Here is a 20,781-nt window from a genome sequence, read left to right on the forward strand (position 1 = left end):
TGATCTTAGCGTTTTTGGGCGGCGGCCGCGCGGGCTGGCCTGGTCGCGCGGGGCAAAGGGCTGATTTGGTAGAAGTCCAGGATCCTTGGCAAGCAGACTCTCTTGAGATCGTAGCGGCTGGTCACGGTTTCTCGTGCAGCCTTGCGCATCTTGGCGAAATGGCGAGGATGGTTCAACGCCTCCAATACCTGATCGGCCAGTTGTGGGATGTCAAAGAAAGGCACCAGCACGCCGTTTTGGCCATCGATAACCTCGCGAACCGGGGGCGTGTCCGAGCCTATCACGACGCAGCCCGCGCTCATTGCTTCCAAGAGCGACCATGAAAGCACAAATGGATAGGTGAAATACACATGGGCGCTGGAGATCTGGAGTGCAATCAAGAAATCGGCGCGTGAGAGATTATCGACGAAATGGATACGGGAGGTGTCTACTCGGCCGTCAATCTCACGGAAGAACCATGATCGCCAGCTGTGGCCTGGCGGCGGGGAAAAGCCGTATGGTGTGCCTGATCCGCCGATGATGAGGATTTGTGCGGTCGGGCGCGCTGCCATGATCCTTGGCAAGGCGCGAAGAAAGCAATGTATACCGCGCAACGGTTCATGACTGCGCGTGGCGTAGGTCACGACCTCGTCTGCTCGGGTCAACACCCGGCCCGAGCGAAGTGTTAAAGCGGCATCCTCTCGCGGCCGGATCGCGTCGGTATCTATGCCGTCATGGATCACTTCGATCTTGCTTTGAAAGGTCTTCGGGTAGGTCGAACGCTGCCAAAGCGTCGGGGAGAGCCCTATGTCGCAGGCATCGAGAGCCAACAGCGTCGCGGCATTTTTGAGCTGAATCTTAACATGTCCATCGATCCCCATATCCGGAAACTCCGGATCGAAGCCAACATCCTGGCCGCCGAGCTGATAGTAAAATTCGCAGTAAGTGACGATCCGCGCCTTGGGGAAAATCGGGCGCAACGGGAGCATCTCGCCCCAACCGGGATGGCCAATCACAAGATCAGGCTCGAAGCCGGCCTGTTTTAAGTTGGACGCGGCATACAACACCTGCTCGGCGCGACGGCTCTCAGCGTCGAAGCGGCGAGCAAAAGGGTGGGTCGCTACGACCTCGCCGTCGGGGATCACATATTTGATCAGTTGCACCCCCGGCAAGGCGCGCGCCGTAGGCGAACCGATTGCCGCCATCTTGATGTCGCTGCGTCCAGCCAGAGCCGTGGAGAGAGGGTGGAACTGAGCGGGATAGTTGTTATGAACGAACAGGATCTTGTGCATGCGTGGCTGGCGGCGACGGTGATGATTACGCGGCGTTCTTTCTTTACTAGCACCGGAATCGCGCGCCGGAAGTGCTGATATAAGCCAACGCCAATCGATGATGTCGTATTGGCGCGGCCTGCATATTGCGCGCATTGCAGTGCAATCGCTATGATGCAGAAAATCCTTGGGGTTGGCCATGAAATCGTCCGGACCGCAGAAGCCTTTGGATCTGCAGCGAGGCTTGTTCCTGATCCGGTACGATTCTGCAGAGGATCCAGCGCACCCGCCCAGGATTGGCGTCAACGTGGATTCCGCAAGTGCCCATGCGGTCGAGCTCCTGCTGCCGCCCAGCGTCGCGGCGCCTGTGTTGTGGTCTCCGGGTGCATCTCTCGTGGTGCGACTATCGGCGCCCGCGCGCTTGCTTGTCGACGTATCGCCCCGCACGCCTGGCGGGTCGGTCGCTGCGCGCATTCAAAGCGTCCAATTGTCGACCGACCCGCAAGGAATGGCCTGGTCGGACGAGGTCGCTGCGGTGGACTTCTCCGGGTTGCGGGTCGTGGGTCATCTCGCGGGGCGCGGGGATTGTTTTGTCGGTCTCGGCGAATGGCTCGGCGGCCCTCAAGCGCCGACGCGAATTGAAGGAGTTGCGCTTGATTGGGTCGGACGCCCCGCCAATTTCGGCATCCGGCAGGCGGTTCGCATTGGCGGAGCAGGCGAGCCGAAAAGCACCGAATTTGTCGAGGTGGGCGCGTTTTCGGGTACGCGAGGGCGTGCGCTCCCTTTGGTTTCGGTCAGCTTCGAGGTCTTCGGGCTCGCCGCGTTGGGTTACGAAATCACAGCGGAGGCGCTGTTCTTGGGGTCCCCGCAAATGCGCGTCACGGGTCAGCGCGTGGTCGTTTCAGGCCCGACCGGGCGGGAGCCTTTGGTCGGTCTGAAACTTCAGATTGCGGCCCCGCAAGCTGCGCCGCGGCCGATCGTTCCGGCAGCTCCAACCCCTGTCGCCGATCCGCCTAGCCTACGTCCCACCGCGGCGCCGGACGGGATGGAACGCTCAAGCAGGGGACGCGTGCGCGTCTTCCGCAGCCGGACCGCGGCCAAAGGTTGAGACGTTAAATATCACGAATGTTGCGCTCGTATGACATGGAGTGAACAATCGCGGAGATTCGCCTGAAGTCGAAAAGATCCGAAAATCCCAGCGCGTCAGCAATTTAAGAATATCTTTCATCCCGTCGACCACAGCCGCAAAATGCACTGCTTTCGTGCAGTGAATGGCTTGAATGTTATTTGTCTTTCGCAATTCCAAAATAATGCGGTGAGTAGGCAAATCTAACGCGATATTCTCGGTTCGCCGATTGCAAGCAGGGGTTTACATGGCCGTCGACGCATCATCCGTTGCTCCGTCCGTTACTACCCCGCATCTTGAAGATTATGAGCCGACCGGACTTGCCTCGCTGGTTATCGTCGCGCGCCAACACGGTCTGAATCTAACGGTATCGCAACTGATCCATGACAATGTGCTTAGTGGGGGCGAGGTCTCGGCCGCGCAAATCGTCAAATGCGCCAGCAACTCCGGAATGAAAGCGAAGGTGGTACGTCTCGACTGGGACGGCCTCGGCCATCTGAAAAAGGCATTGCCGGCAATCATTCGTCTGAAGGACGATACCTGCATGGTGTTGGTTCGTCTCGACGGAGATGAGAACAATCCACGCATTATCTTGCGGGATCCTCGCGTCGGAGAGGATGCACTACTACCAATAGATCGGATTCGCCTCGAAGAGGTATGGACCGGTGAAGTCGTCCTGGTCAAGCGCGACTATGACATCTCGGACGAGAACCAGCCTTTCAGTTTTGGGTTGATTACGGCGCTCATCTTCCGTGAACGCCGTATGGTTCGTGACGTAATGGTTTCGGCGCTCGTGCTCGGTTTTCTTGCACTTGGTCCGATCTTGTTCTGGCGCATGATGTCCGACAAGGTCATCTACTACAAGGCGTTCGGTACATTTTGGGTGTTGTGGGTCGCGATGCTTGGGATCGTGGCATTCGAGACCGCGTTCTTTTTCCTGCGGCAGTATCTGGTGCACAACCTGACCACGCGCCTGGACGTCAAACTCTCAACCTACGTGTTCGAGAAGGTCCTTAATCTTCCCATGGACTATTTCGAGCGCCATCAAATCGGTCTGATCGCACGCGACGTCCGTGAGATCTTCAAAATCCGTCAATTCCTGGTGGGACAGCTTTTCGGGGTGGTCCTCGATTCGACCATTCTCCTCTTCTTCTTGCCCGTGATGTTCTTCTTCAGCTGGATCATGACCTTGGTGGCCTTGGTGATCGCCGGCTTGATTGTCGCGTGGCTGGTCCTGATGTTGCCTCATTACCGGAAGAAGTCGCAAGCGGTGAACGCTGCGGAAGGTGCGCAGGGTGCGTTTCTCGTCCAGAATTTGAGCGGGATACGAACCGTCAAATCCCTGGCCCTGGATGCGCGTCAACGGCACATCTGGGACGTTCATGTCGCTCGAGTGGCGAAGGCCAGGTTTGCGGAAGGGTTGGTTGCGGTCGCGATTCAGTCCGTGACGCGTCCCTTGGAACGTCTTGCAGTCCTCGCGCCCTTTGCTGTCGGCGTCTACATGGCGATCAGCACGTCGGATCCATTCTATGTCGGGGCGCTATTCGCATTCCTGATGCTGTCCCAACGCATCACTGCGCCGCTCACGCAAATGGCGCAACTTGTCAGCCAATTCGACGAGGCTCGTTTGGCGGTTGCCCTCGTCAGCAACCTTGTGAATCAGCCGCCTGAGGAGGGGCGATCAGGTCATGGCGTTCGCGCGCCACTGGAGGGCCATGTTGAGTTCGCCAATGTGAATTTCAAGTACAAGGGAGCGGTGTCGCCGGCTCTCAACGGCGTGACGTTTGAAATTCCAGTTGGAAACACGCTCGGCGTCATGGGGAAGAGCGGTTCGGGGAAGACGACCATCACGCGTCTGCTGCAGCGGCTCCACTCTGACTATGGCGGTCTGATCAAGGTTGATGGCATTGATGTGCGCGAATATGATGTTGACCATCTCAGGCGAAACATCGGCGTGGTGCTGCAGGAGAACTTCCTCTTCAGCGGGTCCATTCGCGAGAACATATCGGCGGCGAAGCCTGATGCGACGTTTGATGAGATCGTCCGAGCGGCACGGCTTGCAGGTGCCGAGGAGTTCATCGACAAGCTGCCGCGCGGGTATGAGACTTATATTTACGAAGGTTCACCGAACCTATCGGGCGGACAGCGCCAACGTTTGGCCATTGCTCGCGCCCTCATCGTGAATCCGCCAATCCTGATTCTTGACGAGGCAACCAGCGCACTTGATGCCGAAAGCGAAGCGATCGTTAACGCCAACATCTCGAGGATCGCTCATGGACGTACGATGATCATCATCTCTCACCGACTTTCCTCGCTGGTCAAGTGCAATGCGATTCTTGTTCTCGATCGCGGTCAGGTCAACGACATCGGACGGCATGACGAGCTTTTGACGCGTAACGAGATCTATTCGAGCCTCTGGCATCAGCAGAACAGCCACGCGATGGCCAATCGTCGGCGCTTGAACTACTATGGAGGGCCGACCCTTGTCTCGTGACGCTGATGCGCTGACCACGGTCCGCCAATTTCAATCAGAGACGGATGCAATCCGTGAGGCGGCCGATCCGCTTTTTGCGCGTGCGACGGTGTGGGTCTTGACTGCATTTCTGGTGGCGACCGTCACTTACATGTGCCTCGCTCGCATAGACAGAATCGTCTCGAGCACGATGGGCAGCAAGATCGTCACGTTGGATCAGGTAAACGTGGTACAGGCGCTTGATCCATCCATCATCAAGAGCATCGACGTTCACGAAGGGGAGCAGGTTGGGGAAAGGCAACTGCTGGGTACGCTGGACCCGACTCTGACGGCTGCGGACCTCACGCAGTACAAGGCGCAGCTTGCGAGCTATGAGGCGCAAATTGCGCGCGATGAAGCGGAACTTGCGGAAAAACCTCTTGTCTATCCGAAGAGCGATGATCCGAATGCAATAAAGTATCAGGACATTAACAGGGCGCTGTTCGATCAACAGGTGGCACAATACAAGGCGCAATACAATAGCCTCGACGGCAAGATACACCTGAACGAAGCAACGCTTGTGAAGCTGCAAGGCGACGACGCCGGTTATCGGCAGAGGGCCGAGATCGCGCAGAAGATCGAGGACATGCGGACGACACTGGCCGAGCACGGAACAGGTTCGCAGCTCAATTTGTACATCTCGCAGGATGCAAGGATGGAGCTGCTTCGGCAGATTGAATATACGCACAATTCCTTGATCGAGACGCAAGCCGCACTTGCTTCAGCGAAGGCTGATCTTAACGCCTTCAAGGAGCAGTGGTTTGCTCAAGCGAGCCAGGATTTGGTGACGGCCAGGAACAATCTCGATACTGCGCGGGCGAACTACGATAAGGCAGCGAAGCACCAGGACCTCGTGCGCATCACGGCGGTGGAACCTTCGGTTGTGCTGCAGCTCGCCAAGGTGTCGGTTGGGTCTGTGCTGAAGCAGGGCGATCCGTTGGTTACTCTGATGCCGCTCCGTAGCCGTCTTGATGGCGAGCTCAAGATCTCGTCGCGGGATATTGGTTTTCTCAGGGTCGGGGATCCCTGCACGTTGAAAGTCGACGCTTTCAATTTTGTCGAGCACGGCACTGCTGAAGGTACGGTGCGTTGGATTGGCGATGGAGCGTTCACGACAGACGATAATGGGCAGCCGACGGACGCCTACTACAAAGTCCGTTGCTCCATCGATCAGACGAATTTCAGAGGAGTACCTGCCAATTTTCGTCTCATCCCGGGTATGACTTTGACCGGGGATATTAAAGTGGGTCACCGCTCGGTGATGATGTATGTTGTCGGCGACATGCTTAAGGGTTTCTATACGGCTATGAGAGAGCCGTCGTGACGTCTCTTGGAGCGGTAGTGCCCCAGTTGCTACGCAGGCTCGGTCCTCGGGGAAGATCGTCGCTCCTGGAGCAGGGCGCGGAAGCCTACGAGAAATGCGCCTACGTCGACGCCTTTCTCATATGGCGTCGCGCTGCCGCGGGCGGCTCGGCCGAGGCGGCATTTCGCCTGGGTCAGGTTTACGCCAGGGGGCATGGTGTTGCTTACTCGTTTCCCGATGCAGTTGCTTGGTACGAGCGGGCTGCAGAGGCTGGATATGCGGACGCACAGCTTGAGCTGGGAAAAATTCTGCTTCACGGCGGGCCGGCAGTGGCTGTCTCGGCGGCGAGTTGGAAGCGTGCCATTGAAGCAAAAGGTGTAACTTCGAATCTGATATTTCCCAAAGGGCTTGAGGTCGAAAAAGATCCAGAACGAGCCTATAGGTGGGTTCGCGCCGCAGCTTCGGCAGGTAACGCCGAGGCACGGGGTCTGCTGGCCGACCTATTGCGGCAAGGCCACGGCTGTAATCAGGATTTCGCGGAGGCGCGTGAGTGGTACGAAGAGGCGGCGAAACAGGGGCACGCAGCCGGTGAATTCGGACTCGGAGACGTATTTTATCAGGCGCTGGGTGTGCCCCAGGACGCCGCTCTCGCTGCGCATTGGTACGGCAAGGCTGCCAGCAGGGGCCACGTTCGTGCCCAGGTCGCACTCGCTTTTCTTTATCTCAACGGCATTGCGGTTGAAAAAGATCATACCGAAGCGGCCCGTCTGTTCGCTGAAGCGTCAAGGAGCGACGATGCAACCGCGTTGTACAACCTCGGACGGATGTATCTTAGGGGAGATGGAGTGGTACGCTCCGTTCACAAGGCGGAAACGGCTCTACGCAAGGCGGCGAGGCGAGGACACTTGGCCGCCATCCAGATGCTTGGCGATTTCTATTCCAAGGGCGCGGACACTGAACCGGACCTTCGGGAGGCCGCTCACTGGTATCTTGAGGCTGCTGAGCGCGGCGATGTTCAGGCTCAGTTCTTTACGGGTCGTTTCTTTGCTACTGGCCTAGGCGTGGCTCCCAACCCGAAGCAGGCTGCGCGCTGGTTCATTCAGGCTGCGGAGGGGGGACACGCGACTGCTGCCTACAATGCTGGTGTGTTCTACGAGAATGGTACAGGAATCGAGCAAAACAAGGCGACGGCGATCGAATGCTTTGAACAGGCGGCGGCAAAAGGCCTGAGTGCGGCTCAGACGCGGCTTGGCAAGCTCTACGCCGTTGGGGATGGCGTACCCAAAGACGTCGAGCGTGCAGCCGATCTCTTGGAGAAGGCGGCAAAAAGCGGCGATCCTGAAGCCAGCGCAACGCTGGCACTGCTTGCGCTGCACGGCGAACCAACGCCCGAACAAATCACGCGTGCGAAGGAATTGCTCCATAAGGCTGCGGCTGCCGGATATATGCCAGCGGCGATGCAACTTGGAGATCTCTTTGGCGGCAAATATGGTACCGCTCCCGACCCAGCGGAGGCGATGCGCTGGTACCGTCGTGCTGCGGATGGTGGCCACGCGGAGGCCCAGTTCGTGCTTGGCTCGATTTGCGCCGGCGAAGGGGAGGAGCAAGATCTAGCGAGCGCGGCTGCGTGGTTTGAGAAGGCCGCCTTGGCCGACCATCCCGGTGCGCAGTTTCGGCTTGCCGTGATGTATTGCATGAGCCACGGAGTTGCCCAAGATCTTCCGCAAGGAGCCTATTGGTATGAGCAGGCCGCACAGCACGGGCTTGCGGTGGCGCAGTACAATCTGGCCGTCATGCTGTCCAAAGGACAGGGCTGTGAGAAGAGCGCAAGCGAAGCGGTTGCCTGGTTTGAGCGGGCGGCTGAGCAAGGGATGGCCGAAGCGCAGGGCGCGCTTGGTGACATCCTCAGTGCCAGCCGCGAGATCGCCAACAATACCGAGTTGGCACGCAAGTGGTACGAGCGTGCGGCGCGACAGGGATTTCAGCCCGCGGTGCAACGCCTAAAGACGCTGGGTGAGACGAACGCCTAGCCTTGGCACCTGACCGGCTGAGTTCGTCGGCAATCAGGCCTTCGCTGTCCCAACCGTGGCTGTCGGCGAGCCGATGAAGCGAAGAGGCGAAGCTCTCGACGCGCTCTGACCCGTGAGCCCAGCCGCCCAGCCGCCATGACGGTGAGGCTATCGGGGGTCCAGGAGCCTCTGGCAAGCGCAAGCACATAATTAAACAACTCTGAAAGCCCTGGACCCCCTCCCGCGCCGCCGTGCCAAAACCGATTGAACGCTCATTTCAACCTTTTATTTGGGGTTCGGAAGCATGATGGCGAAGTATCGAGCATGGTCGCGCCGGGACATTGCAATGCACAAGCGATCCAAGAGGTCCCTTAGGCGCTATCGCGCGCGGTTGCGGTCAGCTCAGCGTCGGACCGCAGCGATTGTGCGTTGCCCTGACAGCCGGTTAGTGCGTCTGGTAAGGATTGCGCTAGACAAATCGCGCTCGGCACATGACAGCGAAAAATGAGAGAGGGCCGAGACAAAGCCCGCCCGGCAAGAGATTTCACGAGGCGCCCGGCGGCCTTCATCACCTGATGACTGCAACCAGGCGAGCGTGATGGGACCAATCTTTCGTCTCATCGCCCAATTTCAGGGCTGGGGAGGGGCTCACGAAACTGCTGTAACCCCCAATAGAAAAAATGCGCTGGGTTGATTTGTGAGAATTGTCGCCAACAGACCTCATGCGCGAGTCGAGCATAAACTAAGATCAAATAAAACGGACCTGGAGTGGTCGATCGCTCCAAGCCAGCGCCGGATTGCTCGGCACGCCAATGAACCTAAAGTTTTCCCTGAATTTCTCAATCAAGACCCAGTGACGATTTGGGCACGCGGAAGCAGCATCTGAGCTTTGTGGCCCACGGTCACGCGGGTGCTAAGGGCGGCTTTTCATGGCAGCGTGCATCACGGGAATTTTGCGCCAGGGCGCTGGGATTTGGTTCGGCTGCGTACTGCGTTGCGCCCTTTGAAGGCTGCTGAGACCGCCCGGAGGCGGCCTCTCCCTCCCATGCCATTGACGATGAACGTGCAGATGGCCACGAGCTCACAATCGTCGCGGATTTCGATCAATTAACCGGCGAAGCTGAGCTGAGATCCACGGCGATACGCCATGACGCCGAGTCCGGCGAAGCCGAGGATCATCATGACCCAAGTGGACGCTTCAGGGACCGCAGCCGTCAACGTGAATGTACCAACGCCAAAACCGTCAGCAGACGTAAATTCACCGTATGCATTGCCGGAAGGGGTCGATCCCTGCCCATAGAAGCTGAAAATATCGAATTGTTCGCCATTGCTGGCTTGGAAGGCAAATCCGCCGGTTGAGAGCGTAGTCGTGCCGGCCGGATAAATTATATTGTCGCTTAGAAAAAAGGAGATCGGGCCGGTTATGGCAAAGGTCCCAGCTTTCTCTGTCACCGTTCCGCTGACTGAGATCACCGTCCATGCGCCATCCGTTCCTTCGGTGGCTACGAGCGTTCCACTAGCGGGATCAGGGATGCCGCCACTGGAGGCGCTTGGGCCCGTCAGGCTCCAGTCAAAGGTTTCGACCACAGCAGCTTTTGCGGGCGTGATGATCAGGGGCAATGCTGCACCGAGCAACGGGACGATGCACTTCCAAGAGGTCATTGTTTTAACTCCATTTACCGTCCAAATGGACGCCCCAACGGTAACTGGCTATGCATGTCATCTGTATGATGGTTTGACGCAGTTAAATCACGTCTCGTTGCGCAAATTAACTGGTGGGCGCACAATTCGATCAAAGAGAAACCCGGCACCTAGGGTGCCGAGCGATTGCAACCCGAACGGCCTGACACGGAAGGCGTCAGGTTACGACCACTGGCATTCGCGACCTAGCGGATGGCTCGGTGTGAGTGGTGGCCGGCGCGGCCCGCCGGGAGAGCATGGATGGCGTGTTAATGCTCTGCGCGCTCGAAACTTCGATCAAGCAAATTTCTCTCGACGAGCATGAGAGCCGCGCGGTTCTCCCCGCGCGCAAACCGCGCACTGCGATATTGGCTTTTCGGCTCGAGATAAAGGCTAAGAACCAGTGGACAACGAAGATAGCTGCGGCGCCGCCCACCAACTTTTCCGCGGCGCCGATGATCCGCCCATCTCGCCCAAAAGGGCAAAGGCGCCTATGTGCTCAAGCACGACAATCGCGGCAGGTTCTGTGACCGCTCGTTCCGGCCTTAGGTGAGCGCGCGACAGCGCGGGGAAGGTGATGAATGCCAAACAACCCCAAGTTTGCGGCCATAAGCCATGAAACCAAGACCGACGAATCCTAAGATCATCATCGCCCAAGTGGAAGGCTCAGGGACAGCCGAGGCAAGGGTGGGCCCATCGATCGAAGTTATTGTCGTGTTGAATATGCCATGCCCATAGGGCGTCGTGTAGATCTCGCCGGACTGTGTATAGATAGACAGATAATCACCGCTCGTCGGAACGGCTTCGTTTATCGTGAGAGTCCAGAACTGACCTGATGGGCCGGTTTGGATAGCGCCGTTATTTTGCAGATTGGATGGGAGGATATTAAAATCCATTCCGTCGAGACCCGTGACGGTCAAGCTCACAAAGTAGGGTGTTATGCTCGTGTAATTGATGTTCTCCGCTGCCGCTACCGTAGCGAAGTTCAAAGTTAGAACACCCGATCCCCCTCCCTGAAACGAGAGATCGTATACCACATTCGCCTTAGCCGGCATCGCCAGGCCGGTGCAGATGGCCAACCCCGCAACCGTCGATCTCCAATTAAACATTAAATACCCCCTGTTTTAACAGCTAACTATGCCGCTTTGCGGCTTGGTTGTCGATAATTGCGCGCCTGGCCTATCCCCAGCAGCAAAATCGATTCGATCACGTGGTCTGCCGGCGCGCCTGCTCGATTTCGCGCCAGAAATGAAAATTTAAACACGGCAGGATAACGCCGCGACTGAATCGTGTCAAATCTATTAAATTCAGTCCTTTTATAAGAGTTAAATCGTCAGTGCATTCGGAACAGGAGGCCGGATGAAGCCCCACGCTGACTCTGACTACAATCAAGAGGACATTTGTCAGTGGGCGACGAACATACCTGCGGTGCCACCCACCAACTTTTCTGCAGCGTCGATAATCGAGGTCCGCAATTGGAAAATTCTTGAATGCACCATTTACCCGGCTTGATCCGGGAAACGACAAACAAAAGACCGCCCGAGGGCGGTCCCTTCAAGGGGAATAATGCGGCCGCCGTTTAGGCTAGTCGGACTGCAATGTTCTTGCGGCTATAAGCCATGAAACCCAGGCCGGCGAAGCCAAGGACCATCATTGCCCAAGTCGAGATCTCAGGCACAGCGGCCACCAGCGTTGAGGCGCCGATCGCGCCAGTCGTCCTCCCAAGGATGACGTCGGCGGCAAAAATGATGTGATCATTGTCAGAGTTCTGAACGAAGCTTGCCGTTGTAATGCCGCTACCTATCAGCGTGAATTCGAGTGGCGGCGGAGTTGGATTCGAACCACCATTACCACAAAGTGCGGTGCAGCTCAGACCCTCTGTGAACGAACCATACGGACTATCCGATGGCGAGGTCACAACTGAATAATTCGGCGATCCGGTGGGCTGGATCATCGTGATTGTGCCAAGAGGACTGCCCGCTGCGAGCTCAAATGCAAACGAGGTGTGGCTGCCGGTATCAACGAAGCTAAATCCGCTGGCAAGCTGAACCAGGATATCAACGCCGCCCGAAATGTCCTTCACGGTGACAGTTCCATACGGACCCGAGCCGAACCCGTTGACGTCCGTCTGATCAAGACTTGCCGTCAAAGTTGCGGCATTCGCCTGAGCGCTGAGGCTCAAAAGACCCAAGGCCGCAGTGCAGGCCAATAACCCTTTACGCACCATTCAACTCTCCCAAAACAAAAACGTTAATGAAGTATTAATCGGCGCAACGTAGCGCGACGGTTGAACTGTGTCAATTCATTAAATTAAGATTTCCGCCGACATTTAAATTGATATAATTTGGAGGGGGTGTGCGGTCCACGTCCCAATCTGTTAGCTGCAGTCAGAGGGCGTTCGTCCGGCTGACAGGAAGCTTCCCCTAGCTCTTCAAGGCACTTCCGACAAGTTCGCAGCGCTCGGCCATCCTGGATGTCGAAATTCAGGGTTCGTCGCCGGCCGGCCGATATTCCAGCGAAAATTCGTCAGTTCGTTTCTTTGCGGCGAGATATTTGTGAGCCGCGAGGGTTGCAAGCTCGAACATCCCAATAGCTTGACTTATCAAACGATAATTTTGACCAAGTCTCTGTTCCGTTAATCTAATATTAAAATCACCTGTTTTTTAAGAAAAACACCGGCTATAAACCAAAAATTAAACTCAAGTGTTTTCGAGCGCTCGGGTTCGCTAGCTGATTGAAACCATTTCGTTTGTGGGCAGCGCCGATGCAAATGATGCAGATGCATTCCGTAAGGGATCCCGGTCTCGCGACATTGGATGACCAACTCTCACGGGAAGTTTTCGGGATTCTTGGAATTCCCATTGATGGTCTTGGGCTTTCGGCTGTACTCCAACTCTTGCACGCTGCTATCGAGGCGCGCCGGCCATTCCTGCTATCGACACCAAACGTAAACTTTCTGATTGCCAGTCTGAGCGACCGGCTATTTCACGATACGCTTTTGGCCAGTGATCTTTGCCCGGTCGATGGCATGCCCATCGTCTGGATAGCGCGTTTATTGGGTGTGCGGCTGCGTGACCGGGTTTCAGGGGCCGATATTTTTAGTGCACTGAAATATGAAAAACCGGTGGGATCTCGCCGCACGATTTTCCTTTTCGGTGGACCCAATGAAACTGCGACACAGGTCGGGGAGATGCTGAACGCTGAATCGTTGGGTTTGAAGTGCGTCGACGCCTTCAATCCGGGATTCGGGTCGGTCGATGAGATAAGCCGGTCTGAAATTGTGGACCGTATTAATGCAAGTCGTGCCGATATCTTGGCGGTGTTCTTAAATGCGAAGAAAGCTCAAGATTGGCTCTTTAAAAACCATGATCGACTAGATCCGCCCGTCAGGGCACAGTTTGGTGCTACAATCAATTTCGAGGTGGGTGCGGTCAGGCGCGCGCCCGGGCGGCTGCAAAGGCTTGGGTTAGAATGGCTATGGCGTATCAGAGAGGAGCCCTATTTGTGGCGCCGATACTGGGCTGACGGACTGAGGCTTCTGCGTCTCGTTTTTACGCGTGTGCTTCCATTCGTGCTGAACACCTGGTGGCTAAAGCTCCGCGCCAGCACTGATGCCAGGCTGACGACGCTTATTGTGGACGAGGCGGAGGCAACCCGGGTTTGCCTGCTCGGAAGTGCGACTAAGGAGCATGTCGTAGAGGCTGTACTCAGCTTTCGGCAGGCGCTAGATCGCGGGAAGCCGTTGAAAGTTGATATGAGGGATACCGAAACTATCGATCCGCGGTTTTTGGGCCTGCTGCTCATGGTACGAAAAGAACTTCGTGACCGCGACCACGAGCTGTCCGTCGTGGGAACGCCGCCGGCAATTAGGAGGGCGTTTCGCCTTAACGGCTTCGATTTCTTGCTATTTCAAGAGGATCATTGCCCTTCGTCTATTCTAACTAGAATTGGTCCGTTCGTGGAGGAAAGGCAAACTCATGCTGCCTAAGGTTCAACGCACGATTACCCCTTTGCGCTCTTCAATCGCGGTACCCTTGCTGGCGCTTGCTCTTGTGGGTTGTAGCTCGCCACAGGAAAAGGCACAGAACTATTACCAGCGCGGCATGGAATTGATCGCCAAGGGGGACGATCTCGCTGCGCGAGTGGAGCTTTTGAAGGCTATCAAGTACACGGCTGACAAGGTCGACGTTTGGAGAGCGCTTGCTGGAATCGATGAACGGACCAAGGCGCAGTCCTTGTTCCTCGATTTGCGCCGCATCGTTGAACTCGATCCGAATGATCTTGCTGCTCGTCTCAAGCTCGTCCGAATCATGCTCGCTGGAGGTGCCACGGACGCTGCGGCCAAAGTGCTGGAGCTCGCCCGGGAGGGAGACACTCCGAATGCCGAGCTGCACGCACTCAAGGCAGCTGCGTCAGCGCGCAGCAATGATCCCGGCACAGCGTTGCGCGAAGCCACTCGGGCCCTCTCTATCGACCCCAACAATGTCGACGCGGTCAGCTTCATTGCGGCGCGTAAGCTCGTTGATGGCGATACGGATGGCGCGCTCAGGATGCTGGACGGCCTGAGGATCGACAGCAAGGATGAAATGCGCGTGGCGCAGCTCAAGGTTCAAGTTCTTGTGCGGATGGGTGACCTCAAGCGGGCGGAGGAAATCCAGCACGGCATTGTGGATGCACATCCAAAAGACACCGCCTCCCGCCTACAGCTCGTGCAACTGCTCGGCGCCGAACGCAAGTTTGACGAAGCGGAGAAAGAATTGCGCGCACGCGTCGACATGGATCCGAGCGACAAGAGGGCAGTCCTGGACCTTGTGCGATTCTTGAACACAAGCAAGGGGCTGCAGGCGGCGCGTGCTGAGCTAGAGAACCGCATCAAATCTGGCGGCGACGTATTCGACTATCAGCTTGCGCTGGCTGAGGTCGATATTTCCGAAGGCAAAGTAAGTGAGGCTACCGACCTTCTGCAGGGCCTCGCATCGTCTGCGAATGCGGCAGATCGAAAGGCGGCAGCCAACCTCAAGTTGGCGGAGATTTATGTCAGCCGCAACAACCTCGCGGCGGCCGAACCGATCATTGCCGAGATAATCGCCGGCGATCGACGGAATACCGGCGCGTTGCGACTTCGAGCTGCGATCAAGATTGATCGAGGGCAAATCGATGACGCCATTGCTGACTTGCGAGAGGCGCTCAACGATCAGCCGAAATCATCGGAGCTCTTGTTGGCGCTTGCGGCGGCTTATGAGCGCGGTGGCAAGAGGGAATTGGCTGACCGTCAATATGCCGACGCAATGAAATCGTCCGGGTTCAGTCCGCCCGTCGTGCAGCGCTACGTTGCTTTCTTGCAGCGCAACGGTGATCGAGAACGGGCCGAATCGGTTCTGATCGAGGCGGCTGGCCGCAATCCTGGTAACGCGCAGGTCTTATCTTCTCTTGCCCAGGTACGCTTGTCGCGCAGCAATTGGGCTGGCGCACGCGCCGTCGCTGACGCGATCGCAAAGAACGCGGATGGTCGCGTACTGGCTGATGAAATCCGTGCCGCGTCCTTTACCGGCGAAAACAAGGGTCAAGAGACCATTGCGGCTCTTGAAGATGCTCACAACTATGCGCCCGATGCGTTTCGGCCGATCGTTGATCTGGTATCGGCCTATCTCCGTGACAAGCAACCGGAGAAAGCCAACCTTCTGTTGCAGGGTCAGATGAGCAAGTCTCCGGCCAATGCGCAATTGTTGGCGCTTGCAGGACGCGTCAACCTGGCCGAGAACAAGGATGACTTGGCGCTCGGTAATTTCAAGGCTGCGGTCGCGGCTCAGCCGCAGGATCCGGTTGGCTATCTTTCGCTCGCGGACTTCTATGCGCGAAAGAAGGACTACGTCGCAGCCATCGACGCAGTCCAGGCCGGGATGCGCGACCAGCCGGATAATCTAAATCTTCGGCTCGCACTTGGTAATCTGCAAATCCAGAAGGGGGATTTCGACGCCGCAATCGCTCAATACGACGCGATTCTCAAAGATCAACCGGGCCAGATCGTCGCTATCAACAACTATGTCAGTCTGGTGCTTGATCATAGGACGGACAACGCCAGCATCGAACGAGCGATGGCGCTCGCCGAGCCGCTGCGGAATTCGCATGTTCCGCAATTTCAGGATACGTATGGCTGGGTGCTGTACAAGCGCGGTGAGTATCAGATGGCCGTCAAGCTGCTCGCGGAGGCGGCACCGAAGATGGCCGATCAGTCCGCTGTTCATTATCATCTCGGAATGAGCTACAGGAAAGCCGGTGACGAGAGCAGCGCGACCGAGCAGTTCAAGCTTGCGCTTCATCTCGAGCCGAATGGAACGGCACTGCATTCTGAGATTGCAGAGGCGCTAGGCGAGCCCGCAACAAAATAGGGAATCGGCTGACGCATCGATGGCAGTGCGCGAAGCCATCCGTTGGAAGGTTTAATTGCTATGCGGCAAGATGGTTATGCTCTTACTGACAACGACCAGGATGCTGTTCGAATCAGCGGGGCCGGTACCCGATAGGATAGGGGTCCCGGTGATCGGATCGAACGTCGCGGAGCCGCTGCTGGCAAAACGATGCAGGTGACGATACGAAATCTGCGCGTTCCACTCGCGCGTCAACTCGTGGCTGTAAGCTATCGATGCGGACGCAAAATCGGTCGTGTTGGTTGAGATCGTTCGGCTGACATCAGCAGCAAGCGAGAGTGATGAATGCGAGTTTATCGTATGAGTCATGCCGGCCCGAAGGATGCCGACTTGATACAGCGAACCCACAATCGTGGGTCCGACGGTCTGGGTCGCCGAGAGCGTAAAGGTCGTCGATTTTAGCGCTTTGTAGGTCAGAAGCATGTCCGTGATGAAGCCGACGCTCGATGAAGAGAGCGAACCGCTAGCTCCCGGCGCGCCGATCGAGGTGAGTGTGTTGACGCCGTTTTCAGTCTTGATGTAGGCCGCGCCGGCTGACCCGCGGAAGGACAGGAGCGGGGAAAAGGAGACGTCGACGCCCTCCTGATTGCGAAGGATCAACACGTCAGTGCCCAGGGTGTTCTCGTATGAAAGCCACTCGGCTTGCGTCGAAGATGACAAAGAGAGATTGGCATTTAGGCGGTGCTGCCATATCCCGCTGGCCAAGGTGTCGGTGAATGCCGTGCCGGCCCCGGATGGATCGTAAAATGTGTGGGTCGATTGCGCATTCACGCTGATCGTGTCTCGGGCAGTTAACGCGCGATCAATGCCTCCCCGGAGCGTGAACTGATCGACGGCACCGTTAACGCCTGAAAGAACGCCGAGCTGGTCGAGCAACGCGAAAGCCGAACTTTGCGAGCTGAAACTGGATTCGACGAAATTGCGATCGAAGGTGTTCTTTCCGTAGCTCTCGTAGTGGCCCGTAAAGCCATAGGAGAGACTTTCCGTTTGCGGGGCTGCCTCGGCTCCCGGTCCCCAATATTTTCGATAGTTGACATTGCTGTCGAGGTCGAACTTCGAGGTCGGCGTGCGAGCTTCGGCGTTACTCGTAATGCCAGTATAGGATCCGACCGTATAACCCGGGTTCGGATTCTGCAAAAACATATTATCGTTGAACTCTACGGTCTCACTCTGGGTCGATCGAAGCGACCAGTCCTCCGCGGACGCGGAGACGGGCAAGACGCACAGACTCGTCGAAACTGCTAGGACGGCTGCCCTCACTGCAATGGCCCCCGCGGATTCCCAGTTGCGGCTACTCAAATAGATGCCGCTCAGGAACCATGATCACGTCACCCGCTTGCAGTACGATATTACCTTCGATGTCCGCGCCCGCTTCATAGGCGCTATAATCGAAACTGAAAATCGCCTCGTCACCGCTGACTGAGCGTCGACGGACCTGGATGCGCCGCTTGGCGGCGTAGGGACCAATTCCACCTGCCAGTGAAATGGCTTGCATCAGGGTGGTTTTTTGTCGAAGAACGTACGGTCCAGGTCGCGACACTTCGCCGGTCACGAAGATTCTGGGCTTGAGGTCCTCCTCAGGAACGTCTTTCGGAGCGCTCAGCACCGCGACGGTGACGTCCAGCCGGTCGTCCTTGTAGTTGTCCTTTAGCCGAGCAGTCAGGGTCCGTTCGAGTTGCTCCGCTGTCAGACCGCGGGCGCGGAGGTGACCGGCCAAAGGAAACGCGATCTGACCGGAGGGGTCGACTGTCACGGTCCGGTCGAGCTTCGGATCCTGGAGCACGCTGATGCTCAGGGTATCGCCGGGCTTGAGCGTTTGTGCCTGGATGGCGCCGGCCGAGAGCGCCCAAAGCCCAAAGCCCATCAGAATGATCAGGATCCGCATTGATTGATTCCCCTGCTTGTGATCCCGCCGACGGAGGCCGGTGCAGGACAAGCAATACAACGCTGGCGCGTCGCCCCGGGCGAATCTTTAGCGTTCGGCCTCTGACAATTCAAATATTTACGGGGGCAGGGGGGCGGCTTCCACGGGGAAAATGCTGTGCTGTTGCTTATCTGCAATAACTTCCCGGATAATCTCGCTGCCGATTAATTTCTGGTCCCTTGCAAAACCGTAAACGAGCGCCGTATCAGAGAGAATATTGATCATGCGGGGGATCCCGCGGGCTGCGAAACCGATCAGGTCACTTGCCTCGCGGCTGAAGAGCGGTCGCCTCGCGCCTGCCGCCTGCAATCTAAACTGGATGTAGCGATCAATCTCCGTCGGCTCGAGTGGCCGGATATGGAAATCGGACGAGATACGCTGCGCAAACTGGTGAAGCTCCGGCTTGAGGAGCTGTTCGCGAAGCTGCGGTTGGCCGATCAAGATCAACTGCAGGACCTGAAATTTATCGGCGTTGATGTTGGACAACATTCTTAAATGTTCCAACGCGCCAGGCTCGAGGTTCTGCGCTTCATCGATGATGAGCACGGTGCGCCGACCGGCGGCATATTGTCCGTGGAGGAAGTCCTGAAGGCGTTTGAAAAGCTGCGGATAGGACCCTTCGAAGTTTTGATCGAGTGACATCAGGATCCATTCCAGCAGCTCCTGACGCCCTTGAGGGGAATTGGAAATCAAGCCTACCGTCAGGCTTGGACTAAGCTGGCGGAGAAGGTGGCGGACCAGGGTGGTCTTGCCCGATCCGATTTCACCAGTGATGACGGTGAACCCTGCATTGTTGAGGACGCCGAATTCCAGCATGGTAAACGCCATCGTATGTGTACGACCCCAATAAATCATGTCGGGATCCGGTAGGATCGAGAATGGTTTTTCCCGCAGCTGGTAGAAGGTTTCGTACATCCGAATTCCTTAGTCGCTCGGCGATCTTATAGTAGAAGCCATTACAGACCGCGCGGAGGTTTTCTGATCAATGTAAACAACGCGACCAAGCTGCGGCAAAGAACCGGCCGCCACATTAATAATAACGCCCGAAACTTATTTGGCTTACCAATTCATACAAAATTCGTGCTAGGATCATTTAATTCGCGGGGAACTCCTCGAAAACCCTGAGAAATTTGCCTTCTCGGAAATTGGCAATGCTTTCAGAGGGCTGCCGCTCGATTCAGCGACAGCGCCGGTCGGATTTGGACTGAGATATGCTGCAGAGAGTGGAATTCGAGGACGAAGGTGATTTCGAGGAGCACGACCGCGGTCACCTACTGCGGTTAGATTTTTACTTGGAGCTCGCCAAGCGCCGTTGGCTGTACTTTGCGGTTCCCTTTATCGCCGTAATCCTGATAGGCGTGCCAGTCGTGTTTTTGTGGCCGGCGATCTACCTTTCGCAAGGCACGATCCTGGTCCAATCTCAGCAAATTCCCACGGAGTTGGTGCGGCCCACGGTAACGAGCGCGGCACAAGAGCGCATTCAGGTTATCGAGCAGCGCACGATGACACGCGACAACCTGATGGCGATCGTCGACAAGTTGCACCTTTTCCCGCAAAAACGCGACTTTATGTCCGTCACCGAGCTGGTGGATGAGGTCAAGAAGAGCACAAAGATTGCCCCGGTAGACCCAACCCTCGACTTCAAGCAGCGTTCACGATTGGAGAACCCCACGATCGTGTTCTCCGTTGGATTCGAATATCCCGACCCGCAGATTGCTGCGCAGGTCGCAAATGAACTCGTGACGCGTATTCTAAGCGAAGACCTTCGCGACCGAACCAGTCGTGCAAATGACACGACCAAGTTTCTGGCCCGGGAGGCCGAGCGACTGCAAGGCGAGAGCACGGCGCTCGACGACAAGATTGCGCGGCTGAAAGCGTCCCAGGGGAAAGTCAGCACGACCGCTCCCGATCAATCGACCGCTGCATTGGCGCAGCTTAGGGCGGAGCTCCTTGAGAAGAGCGCGCTGTATTCGCCGCGTCATCCGACGATCCAAGCTCTGACAAAGCAGATCCAGGCTTTGGAGAAGGCGATCTCGCCTGCGCCAAAGGGCGAGGCGGCGTCTGTGGGCGATCTCGACTCGCTGACAGCCCAACGCGACGCCCTTCAGAAGGATCTCGAGGTGGCGACGGCTAAGCTCGGAGCAGCCCATCTCGGCGAAAATCTCGAGAAGGAGCAGCAATCAGAAAAGCTCGAGGTCATCGAGCAGCCGACGGTGCCACAACGTCCGATCCGTCCCAATCGGGGGAAATTGCTCGGCTTATCGGTAATGGCTGCGTTCGGCGCTGGCTTTGCTTTGGCGTTCTTGGTTGAATTTGCCGATAAAACGATCCGGCGGAGCAGTGACATCTTCAATCTTGTTGATAGTCGCTTGGTCGTCGCCATCCCCTATATTGTGACCGCGGCTGAAACGAGCAGTCGCAAGCGCCGACTGCTGGTGGTCGTGAGCTTGGTGATCGCGGTTCTGTCGATTGGGATGGTCGGCGCGAGCCTGTTGTTGCCGCTCGACTTAATAATCGCGCGAGCGAAGGTCGGTCTTTTTCATTGATTT

Annotated in this window: 13 protein-coding genes and 1 pseudogene; 7 read left to right on the forward strand and 7 right to left on the reverse strand. The window is 56.9% G+C overall.

Annotation, left to right across the window (positions count from 1 at the left end; translation table 11 throughout):
• Positions 1–5 precede the first annotated feature (5 nt).
• Positions 6–1,451: a glycosyltransferase gene (locus A3AI_RS0114160; RefSeq protein ID WP_245286883.1), complete on the reverse strand. Its 1,446-nt coding sequence runs from the start codon at positions 1,449–1,451 to the stop codon at positions 6–8.
• Positions 1,452–1,557: 106 nt separating this feature from the next.
• Here A3AI_RS0114160 and A3AI_RS0114165 point away from each other — a divergent pair, with 106 nt between their 5' ends.
• The 4 genes from A3AI_RS0114165 to A3AI_RS0114180 all read left to right on the forward strand — a co-directional run bounded on the left by A3AI_RS0114165 (position 1,558) and on the right by A3AI_RS0114180 (position 8,221).
• On the forward strand, positions 1,558–2,358 hold the full coding sequence (locus A3AI_RS0114165; protein WP_156927775.1) for a hypothetical protein: 801 nt from the start codon (positions 1,558–1,560) through the stop codon (positions 2,356–2,358).
• Positions 2,359–2,623: 265 nt separating this feature from the next.
• Positions 2,624–4,870: a peptidase domain-containing ABC transporter gene (locus A3AI_RS0114170; protein ID WP_024516219.1), complete on the forward strand. Its 2,247-nt coding sequence runs from the start codon at positions 2,624–2,626 to the stop codon at positions 4,868–4,870.
• Positions 4,860–6,212, forward strand: coding sequence for an HlyD family type I secretion periplasmic adaptor subunit (locus A3AI_RS0114175; protein WP_024516220.1), 1,353 nt, complete (start codon positions 4,860–4,862; stop codon positions 6,210–6,212). Before A3AI_RS0114170 ends, A3AI_RS0114175 begins: the two co-directional genes overlap by 11 nt.
• A gap of 17 nt (positions 6,213–6,229) precedes the next feature.
• Positions 6,230–8,221 carry a tetratricopeptide repeat protein gene (locus tag A3AI_RS0114180; RefSeq protein ID WP_245286884.1) on the forward strand — a complete coding sequence of 664 codons (1,992 nt, stop codon included), beginning with the start codon at positions 6,230–6,232 and terminating at the stop codon, positions 8,219–8,221.
• A 1,086-nt stretch (positions 8,222–9,307) separates the two neighbouring features.
• Here the strand turns inward: A3AI_RS0114180 and A3AI_RS0114185 are convergent.
• From A3AI_RS0114185 to A3AI_RS0114200, 3 genes and pseudogenes are all read right to left on the reverse strand, one after another.
• Entirely contained in the window at positions 9,308–9,862 is a 555-nt protein-coding gene (locus A3AI_RS0114185; RefSeq protein ID WP_024516222.1) for a PEP-CTERM domain protein, read from the reverse strand.
• A 563-nt stretch (positions 9,863–10,425) separates the two neighbouring features.
• Positions 10,426–10,563: pseudogene (locus A3AI_RS50235) on the reverse strand (PEP-CTERM sorting domain-containing protein); the annotation flags it as partial.
• 896 nt (positions 10,564–11,459) lie between these two features.
• Positions 11,460–12,107, reverse strand: coding sequence for a PEP-CTERM domain protein (locus tag A3AI_RS0114200; protein ID WP_024516225.1), 648 nt, complete (start codon positions 12,105–12,107; stop codon positions 11,460–11,462).
• 537 nt (positions 12,108–12,644) lie between these two features.
• Between A3AI_RS0114200 and A3AI_RS45255 the strand changes: the two genes are divergently transcribed.
• Both A3AI_RS45255 and A3AI_RS0114215 read left to right on the forward strand, forming a co-directional pair.
• A complete protein-coding gene (locus A3AI_RS45255; RefSeq protein ID WP_024516226.1) occupies positions 12,645–13,868 on the forward strand; it encodes a WecB/TagA/CpsF family glycosyltransferase in 1,224 nt (407 codons plus the stop codon).
• On the forward strand, positions 13,858–16,269 hold the full coding sequence (locus A3AI_RS0114215) for a tetratricopeptide repeat protein (RefSeq protein ID WP_063615464.1): 2,412 nt from the start codon (positions 13,858–13,860) through the stop codon (positions 16,267–16,269). The genes A3AI_RS45255 and A3AI_RS0114215 overlap by 11 nt, the downstream gene beginning before the upstream one ends.
• A gap of 51 nt (positions 16,270–16,320) precedes the next feature.
• Here A3AI_RS0114215 and A3AI_RS0114220 read toward each other — a convergent pair whose 3' ends face one another.
• The 3 genes from A3AI_RS0114220 to A3AI_RS0114230 all read right to left on the reverse strand — a co-directional run bounded on the left by A3AI_RS0114220 (position 16,321) and on the right by A3AI_RS0114230 (position 19,147).
• A complete protein-coding gene (locus A3AI_RS0114220) occupies positions 16,321–17,451 on the reverse strand; it encodes a hypothetical protein (RefSeq protein WP_051382394.1) in 1,131 nt (376 codons plus the stop codon).
• Positions 17,452–17,599: 148 nt separating this feature from the next.
• Positions 17,600–18,193 (reverse strand): polysaccharide biosynthesis/export family protein, encoded by a 594-nt coding sequence (locus A3AI_RS0114225; protein ID WP_024516229.1) that lies wholly within the window; start codon positions 18,191–18,193, stop codon positions 17,600–17,602.
• Between the two features lie 117 nt (positions 18,194–18,310).
• Positions 18,311–19,147 (reverse strand): ExeA family protein, encoded by an 837-nt coding sequence (locus A3AI_RS0114230; protein ID WP_024516230.1) that lies wholly within the window; start codon positions 19,145–19,147, stop codon positions 18,311–18,313.
• A 296-nt stretch (positions 19,148–19,443) separates the two neighbouring features.
• Between A3AI_RS0114230 and A3AI_RS0114235 the strand changes: the two genes are divergently transcribed.
• Positions 19,444–20,778 (forward strand): GumC family protein, encoded by a 1,335-nt coding sequence (locus tag A3AI_RS0114235; RefSeq protein ID WP_024516231.1) that lies wholly within the window; start codon positions 19,444–19,446, stop codon positions 20,776–20,778.
• Positions 20,779–20,781 lie beyond the last annotated feature (3 nt).

The sequence above is a fragment of the Bradyrhizobium sp. Tv2a-2 genome, from assembly GCF_000472425.1.
GTDB lineage: Bacteria > Pseudomonadota > Alphaproteobacteria > Rhizobiales > Xanthobacteraceae > Bradyrhizobium.

Excerpts from the sequence above, each read along its gene's own strand:
- A3AI_RS0114215 (WP_063615464.1), top strand. The coding sequence starts at position 13,858 with ATGCTGCCTAAGGTTCAACGCACGATTACCCCTTTGCGCTCTTCAATC.
- A3AI_RS0114235 (WP_024516231.1), top strand. The coding sequence starts at position 19,444 with ATGCTGCAGAGAGTGGAATTCGAGGACGAAGGTGATTTCGAGGAGCAC.
- A3AI_RS0114160 (WP_245286883.1), bottom strand. The coding sequence starts at position 1,451 with ATGGCCAACCCCAAGGATTTTCTGCATCATAGCGATTGCACTGCAATG.
- A3AI_RS0114225 (WP_024516229.1), bottom strand. The coding sequence starts at position 18,193 with ATGCGGATCCTGATCATTCTGATGGGCTTTGGGCTTTGGGCGCTCTCG.
- A3AI_RS0114200 (WP_024516225.1), bottom strand. The coding sequence starts at position 12,107 with ATGGTGCGTAAAGGGTTATTGGCCTGCACTGCGGCCTTGGGTCTTTTG.
- A3AI_RS0114230 (WP_024516230.1), bottom strand. The coding sequence starts at position 19,147 with ATGTACGAAACCTTCTACCAGCTGCGGGAAAAACCATTCTCGATCCTA.
- A3AI_RS0114220 (WP_051382394.1), bottom strand. The coding sequence starts at position 17,451 with ATGTTTTTGCAGAATCCGAACCCGGGTTATACGGTCGGATCCTATACT.
- A3AI_RS0114185 (WP_024516222.1), bottom strand. The coding sequence starts at position 9,862 with ATGACCTCTTGGAAGTGCATCGTCCCGTTGCTCGGTGCAGCATTGCCC.
- A3AI_RS0114170 (WP_024516219.1), top strand. The coding sequence starts at position 2,624 with ATGGCCGTCGACGCATCATCCGTTGCTCCGTCCGTTACTACCCCGCAT.
- A3AI_RS45255 (WP_024516226.1), top strand. The coding sequence starts at position 12,645 with ATGCAAATGATGCAGATGCATTCCGTAAGGGATCCCGGTCTCGCGACA.